The organism is Pengzhenrongella sp. (assembly GCF_036565025.1).
Classification (GTDB): domain Bacteria; phylum Actinomycetota; class Actinomycetes; order Actinomycetales; family Cellulomonadaceae; genus Pengzhenrongella.
Map to the genome: position 1 here is coordinate 1 of NZ_DATCNW010000398.1, position 5,696 is coordinate 5,696.

The 5,696-nt window shown below is 71.5% G+C and carries 10 protein-coding genes and 1 pseudogene; 10 read left to right on the forward strand and 1 reads right to left on the reverse strand.

Annotation, left to right across the window (positions count from 1 at the left end):
• Positions 1–678: 678 nt before the first annotated feature.
• From VIM26_RS22410 to amaP, 9 genes are all read left to right on the forward strand, one after another.
• Complete coding sequence (locus tag VIM26_RS22410) at positions 679–1,227, forward strand: RNA polymerase sigma factor (protein ID WP_331955424.1); 549 nt, start codon at positions 679–681, stop codon at positions 1,225–1,227.
• Positions 1,224–1,886: an Asp23/Gls24 family envelope stress response protein gene (locus tag VIM26_RS22415; protein ID WP_331955426.1), complete on the forward strand. Its 663-nt coding sequence runs from the start codon at positions 1,224–1,226 to the stop codon at positions 1,884–1,886. The genes VIM26_RS22410 and VIM26_RS22415 overlap by 4 nt, the downstream gene beginning before the upstream one ends.
• A 90-nt stretch (positions 1,887–1,976) precedes the next feature.
• Positions 1,977–2,435, forward strand: coding sequence for an Asp23/Gls24 family envelope stress response protein (locus VIM26_RS22420; protein WP_331955428.1), 459 nt, complete (start codon positions 1,977–1,979; stop codon positions 2,433–2,435).
• Entirely contained in the window at positions 2,432–2,767 is a 336-nt protein-coding gene (locus VIM26_RS22425; RefSeq protein WP_331955430.1) for a hypothetical protein, read from the forward strand. The genes VIM26_RS22420 and VIM26_RS22425 overlap by 4 nt, the downstream gene beginning before the upstream one ends.
• Positions 2,760–3,044 carry a hypothetical protein gene (locus VIM26_RS22430; RefSeq protein WP_331955432.1) on the forward strand — a complete coding sequence of 95 codons (285 nt, stop codon included), beginning with the start codon at positions 2,760–2,762 and terminating at the stop codon, positions 3,042–3,044. The genes VIM26_RS22425 and VIM26_RS22430 overlap by 8 nt, the downstream gene beginning before the upstream one ends.
• A 58-nt stretch (positions 3,045–3,102) precedes the next feature.
• Entirely contained in the window at positions 3,103–3,288 is a 186-nt protein-coding gene (locus VIM26_RS22435) for a hypothetical protein (RefSeq protein ID WP_331955434.1), read from the forward strand.
• An 83-nt stretch (positions 3,289–3,371) separates the two neighbouring features.
• Entirely contained in the window at positions 3,372–3,725 is a 354-nt protein-coding gene (locus VIM26_RS22440) for an Asp23/Gls24 family envelope stress response protein (protein ID WP_331955442.1), read from the forward strand.
• 2 nt (positions 3,726–3,727) lie between these two features.
• A complete protein-coding gene (locus VIM26_RS22445; RefSeq protein ID WP_331955436.1) occupies positions 3,728–4,258 on the forward strand; it encodes a DUF6286 domain-containing protein in 531 nt (176 codons plus the stop codon).
• 76 nt (positions 4,259–4,334) lie between these two features.
• Positions 4,335–4,943, forward strand: coding sequence for an alkaline shock response membrane anchor protein AmaP (gene amaP / locus VIM26_RS22450; protein WP_331955438.1), 609 nt, complete (start codon positions 4,335–4,337; stop codon positions 4,941–4,943).
• Between the two features lie 88 nt (positions 4,944–5,031).
• Here amaP and VIM26_RS22455 read toward each other — a convergent pair whose 3' ends face one another.
• Positions 5,032–5,280 carry a hypothetical protein gene (locus tag VIM26_RS22455; RefSeq protein WP_331955440.1) on the reverse strand — a complete coding sequence of 83 codons (249 nt, stop codon included), beginning with the start codon at positions 5,278–5,280 and terminating at the stop codon, positions 5,032–5,034.
• A 248-nt stretch (positions 5,281–5,528) separates the two neighbouring features.
• On the opposite strand from VIM26_RS22455, the pseudogene VIM26_RS27200 reads away from it, so the two are divergent.
• Positions 5,529–5,696: pseudogene (locus tag VIM26_RS27200) on the forward strand (EAL domain-containing protein); the annotation flags it as partial.

A 5,696-nucleotide genomic window follows, 5' to 3' on the forward strand; every position in this document is an offset into this window, starting at 1 on the left:
GCTTCATGAACGCGAATACGCCGACCGCCACCAGCACGATGACAAGGACCACGATTAACAACACGACTGGGTCCATGCCTGCTCCACCCCTTTCGTCGGGCGCCCTACAGACTTCTGAAACGTTTACCCGGGATTCAACCCCGGAAACACCGGGCGCGACCCGGGCAGCGGCATAGCAAGAGCGGCTCATCGCCTACGCGGAGGTCCATGGGTTTGACCCCGTCTTGTGGACACCTTGTTGGCGGGACTATGGGTCTCGCGGCGAGGATGTCCGCACGGGTAAGCGCAGGAGTTTCACCCGGGCCTGTCGCCGCGAAGCGGCTCCGCTGGTAGCGGCTACCGCACCAGGCCAACTACCACCGCCATATCGTCCTGCGCATCGGCGCCAAGCAGGCAGCGTGAAGAGCGGTCAGAACAGGACGCCTCACCGTCCAAAATCGAACAGCCGAGAAACCGGCCTTTGCGGCTGATTTCGGTCAGTCGACCGCCACGACGGTCGCTGGCGCGGCACCCGTCATCGTCCGGCGTGGCCCGATGCCGGCTCGACTTCTGAGGTGCCGCAGTTCGGTCGGGGTTCATCGCCCGCGCGTCCGCAGAGGCAAGATGCTTACGGCGGACGGACCGGCCGCGTCGGCCCCGCTGAAAGGCTCCGACGCGCGAGACCGGGAGAGGGGTGCGGTGCGCGACGAGTACGGCGTGACCGATGCGCACCTCGTGCGGTGGGCTCAGGACGGCTACGACGAGGCGTTCGAGCTACTGGTGCGCCGGCATCGCCTGCGCGCGTACCGCGTCGCGCTCCGGCTGACCGGCAGTCCCGCCGACGCCGAGGACGTCGCGCAGGACGCGTTCGTGCAAGCGTGGCGGTCGCTGCACCGCTTCCGCCGCGACGCGGCGTTCACCACGTGGCTGTACCGCATCGTTACGAACGTGGCCCTCAACCGTGTGCAGCGTCAGCGGGAGACCCCGCACGATGTGACCGTCCTCGAGCAGCGGCCCACGCTGGAGACACCGGAGCAGGTGAGCGAGGCGAACGAGGCGCTCGAGCGTCTACAGTCGGCGCTGACGGCGCTGCCATTCGACCAGCGAGCACCTCTCGTGCTGCATGCGCTGGAGGGGTGCTCCTATGAGGAGGTGGCTGACATCCTGCGGATCACCGTGCCGGCGGTGAAGGGTCGGCTGCACCGTGCCCGCCGCGATCTGGCCCGAGCCCTGCAGGACCCGTCGTGACCCGAGCTGACCTCGGCGCGGACCGGCTGCCGTGCGGCGCATCGGTGGACTCGCTGCTGGAACAGGTCGCCGACGGCGCCCCGCCGAGCGACCCGCAGCATCAGCGGGACTGTCCGCATTGCCGCGCTGCGGTGCACGAGTTGCGCGGGCTGTGGGAGCCGGTGCGCGCCCTGGCCGCCGCCGAGGTCGCGGTTCCCCCCGACCTGGTCACCAAGGTCATGCTGCAGGTCCGTGCCCTGGCCCGTGACGGCTGGCACACGGTCATCGCCGGCCCGCTGGGCTCCACCCGCATCGCCACCTGGGTCGTCGCGGCCCTGGCCAGGAGTGCGGCAGGCCGGGTTCCGGGGGTGGCGCTGACCCTGGGCCGGGCCGGCCCGGTGACCGCTCCGGCGACCGGCGCCCTGGGCACCGGCGCCAGCCCCACCGGACGGCGGCGCCGCGACGCGCGCGGCGTCGGGGTCGCCGGCGCCAACGTCGTGATCATCCTGGACGTGGTCGCCGCCTATGGCCACGACCTGAACCTGCTGGGCGACGCCGTGCGCGCCGCGGTCATCCGGCACGTGCAGGCGCTGACCGGGCTGACCGTGCTCGAGGTGAACGTCACGATGGTCGACGTCGTCGAGGGCGGCGCGACGGCGGGCACGCCCGAAACTTTCTAACCGATCCGCGGAACTTTTCGCTGCGGCGCGTGTCCTACCTGTATCGGCCGCACCGTCTCCGGTGCGTCCACTCTCACCGAAGGGACACGCATGAGCAGCCAGACCAGCGAGAGGACCTCCCCCGCCGTCTCGAAGGCCGCTGGCGGTTCGGAGCTGATCTCCAGCCAGGGCAAGACGTCCATCGCCGACACCGTGGTGCAGAAGATCGCCGGCATGGCCACGCGAGAGGTCTCCGGGGTGTACAAGCTCGGCGGCAGCGGCGCGCGCGCTCTGGGCGCGCTGCGCGAGCGCATCCCCGGCTCCGGCGGACCGAGCGCATCTCAGGGTGTCTCGGTTGAGGTCGGTGAGCGGCAGGTCGCGGTCGACCTCGACGTTGTCGTTGAGTACGGCGTCGCGATCGCCGATGTCGCCGAAGCGGTGCGGCGCAACGTCATCACAGCGGTTTCCCGGATGACCGGCCTGGAGGTCACCGAGGTGAACGTGTCGGTGGACGACATCCACGTCCCCGGCGACGACGCCGAGGACCAGGAGCCGGCGCGGGTCCAATGACCGACTCGACATCGCAGCGCACGCCGGCCGGGACCGGGACGACCGCAGCCGACCCGGACGTGATCGCCGCCGCGGCGCTGGGCTGCCCCAGCGTCGCCCGGCTGTCCGGGGGTCTCGTCGGGGAGGTCGCGACCTACCTGCCCGGCCGCCGCGTCCGCGGCGTCCGGGTCCGCGACAACGGTGTCAGCGTGCACGTGGTCGGCGTGTACGGGCCACCGGTCACCGAGATCGCCCGCGAGGTGCACGCCGCGGTCACCGGGCTGGCGGCCGGGCTGCCGGTCGAGGTCGTCGTCGACGACCTGGACGTCGACCCCGACGCCCACCGTGGCTGAGCCAGGCCCGATTCGCGGCGGAACGGCCGACTCCGGACCGCGCCGGACCACAGACCCGGACGAGCGCCGGGCGTTCCGGGCGTTCGTACGCGCCCACCACCCCGACCGGGGCGGCGACCCAGGGGTGTTCCGCGCCGGGATCGACGCGTTCCGGGCCCGGCAGGCAACCCGGGGTGGCGCGCAGCCCGACGTCACCTTCTTCCGGCGAGGGGGCCTCGTCGGTCTCCTCCGCCGGGCCGCGCGCGCGTACCGACGCCGACGGCTGCGCCAGCAATGACCCGCACCTGTCTGCACCGCGCCCACCACAATCGCTCACCAATGCTAGGAGCCACACCATGAAACCCAGCGTCGTCGGGCTGTTCACCGGCCTCGCCCTCGGCGCCGCCGGCATCTTCGGCGGCTTCGGCGCGTTCCTCGTCGTCGCCCTCATCGGCCTGCTCGGCTTCCTGGTCGGCAGAGTCCTGGAAGGCGAGTTCGACCTGAGCCCCTACCTGAGCGGCCGAGGCCGGGCGCGGCGGTGACCGCCTCGCACGGCCCAGACCCGTCGGGGCCTGGGCGTGACCAGCCGGGCTCGGTCGATGAGCCCACCGAGGTCGTGCCGGTGGTGGGGCGCGGTGCCACCACCATCGCCGACCGCGTCGTGGAGAAGATCGCCGTGCGTGCCGTTTCCGAGGTCGACGCCGCGACCGGCGTGGCGCGTACCATCCTCGGCGTCCCCATCGGCAGCGCCGACGAGACCAGCCACGCCCGGGTGGACGCCACCGTCGACGGCGGCCTCGTATCGGTGCGGGTAACGATGTCGGTGACGTGGCCGACATCCGTGCGGCACGTCACCACGCGGGTGCGCGACCACGTGACCGGCCGAATCGAGTCGCTCACGGCACTGCACGTCGCCGAGGTCGACATCACCGTTCCGACCCTGCGCGTCGCAGAGTCCCGACAATCCCGGGTGCAGTAGCCATGAGAGTGCTCGATCGTGTCCTGGCCGTCCTGCTCGCAGCCCTGCTGCTCGTCGCCGGCGCACTCACCGTTCTCGAGGTCGCCTGGGCGGCCATCGGGAAACGCGGTCAGCTGCTCGCCCCCTACGAGACCTGGGCCGACTACCTTCGCACGCACACGTGGAGCAGTGGGCCCGTAGTGGCCGGCTGCGTCGTGGTGGCGCTCGTGGGGCTCGTCCTGCTGCTCGAGGAACTCAAGCCGCGCCGGCCCGGGCTGCTCGCGGTGCACTCCGACGACGAAACGCTCACCGTCGGGCTGGCCCGCCGCAGCCTGTCCCGCGGGCTCGCGACGGCCGCCGCCGACGTCGACGGCATCTCCGAGGCATCCGCCGTAATCGGGAAGCGCCGCGCCGCCGTCACCGCCGTCTCGGCCCTGCGCGACGTGACCGGACTCCAACAGCACGTCCAGGACCAGATGCAGGCATGGATCGACGGCCTGAACCTGGTCAGTCCGCCGCGACTGACCGTCACCGTCAAACAAAAGGAGCACTGACGGGCCTGGATCGACGGCCTGAACCTGGTCAGTCCGCCGCGACTGACCGTCACCGTCAAACAGAAGGAGCACTGACATGGCCGACTCGACGTCAGCGTTGCCGGCGGTGGACCGCTTCCCCGGGGCCACCCGGCGCAACAGGTGGACGCTGAGCCTGCTCGGAATCCTGCTCCTGGCCGCCGGGGGCGCAGGAGCGGCGCTCGGGCTGGGCGCCTTCGGGGCGCGCAACAAGGCGCGGACCGTCATCGACACCAGCGTGCAGGACGTCGCGGACCGTTGGTGGTTCTGGGTGGCGGTCGCCGCACTGGGGCTGCTGATCGCGCTGTTCGCGCTGAGCTGGCTACGCGTCCAGCTGCGCAGCAACCGGCTGGGGTCCTTCGACCTCGAGGTCGACCGGTCGCGCGGCGAGACGACGCTGGCCTCCTCGGCGGTGACGGACGCGGTTTCCGACGAGGTCGCCGCGTACCGCGGGGTCCGGCAGGCCACCGCGCGGATGAGCGGCTCGCCGGACGCGCCGACGCTGAACGTCACCGCGACCCTGGACGGGCGCCGGCCCACCGGCGAGCTGGCGGACCGGATCGTGGGCGGCGCGGTCGCTCACGCCCGGCAGGCGCTCGACATGCCGCAGCTCGCCACCCGTGTCGAGCTGCGGCTGGCCAGCAGACGTCGCCGCAACGTCCGGTGACCTGCCGGACGCACAGTGCGCTGGTCGGGGACGTCGGCCTGCTGCAGGTCGCCGGCGAGGTCGACCTGTGCGCCGCGCCCGCGCTGCGTCACGCCTTCGCCGGGCTGTTCACCGACGGCGCCCGGACGTCCCCGGACCGGACCAGGGCCGGCGCCCGAGACGTCGTGGTGGACCTGGCGGAAGTCACGAGGCGCTCGTCATCCTGCGGGTTGCGAACCGTCGCCCAGACGTGGAACCCGCGGCGCACCAGCTCGGCCACCGTCGCGTCGCTGATCCCACTCGAGGCGCGGTCAGCAGTACCGATCGAACGCTCATCGTCCGCTGCCTGCTCGGTCATGCTGTCGTCGCGACCGGACGCCTCGATCCGCGAAACTCTGCATTCTGGTCGCTGCGCGGGACCCCGAGTAACAACACCGTAAAACTTGGGGCGCTGATAATTACCCGACCCGTAGATCCCGCCGCATTCCAACTACCGGACGTGGCCACCGCGGGCCGGCGGCCCCGGCTGCCGGCGGACTCTTAACAGTGGCGTGAGCCGACAACCGTGGGCATCGACATGGCCAGCGGCTTGGCTCAGCCGCGTCCCTCGTAGGCTCCATCCTGCTACTCGGCGAGAGTCTCGGGCTGCGCATCGTCGCCGAAGGCGTCGAAACGGCCTCGTCGCTCCAGCAGCTACGGGACCTCGGCTGCGCCGCCATCCAGGGCTATCACATCGGACACCCGGTGACGGCGGCCGAAATCACCGCCGACCTC

Coding starts and splice junctions, on each gene's coding strand:
- VIM26_RS22420 (WP_331955428.1), top strand. CDS start 1,977: ATGAGCAGCCAGACCAGCGAGAGGACCTCCCCCGCCGTCTCGAAGGCC.
- VIM26_RS22425 (WP_331955430.1), top strand. CDS start 2,432: ATGACCGACTCGACATCGCAGCGCACGCCGGCCGGGACCGGGACGACC.
- VIM26_RS22435 (WP_331955434.1), top strand. CDS start 3,103: ATGAAACCCAGCGTCGTCGGGCTGTTCACCGGCCTCGCCCTCGGCGCC.
- VIM26_RS22445 (WP_331955436.1), top strand. CDS start 3,728: ATGAGAGTGCTCGATCGTGTCCTGGCCGTCCTGCTCGCAGCCCTGCTG.
- amaP (WP_331955438.1), top strand. CDS start 4,335: ATGGCCGACTCGACGTCAGCGTTGCCGGCGGTGGACCGCTTCCCCGGG.
- VIM26_RS22455 (WP_331955440.1), bottom strand. CDS start 5,280: ATGACCGAGCAGGCAGCGGACGATGAGCGTTCGATCGGTACTGCTGAC.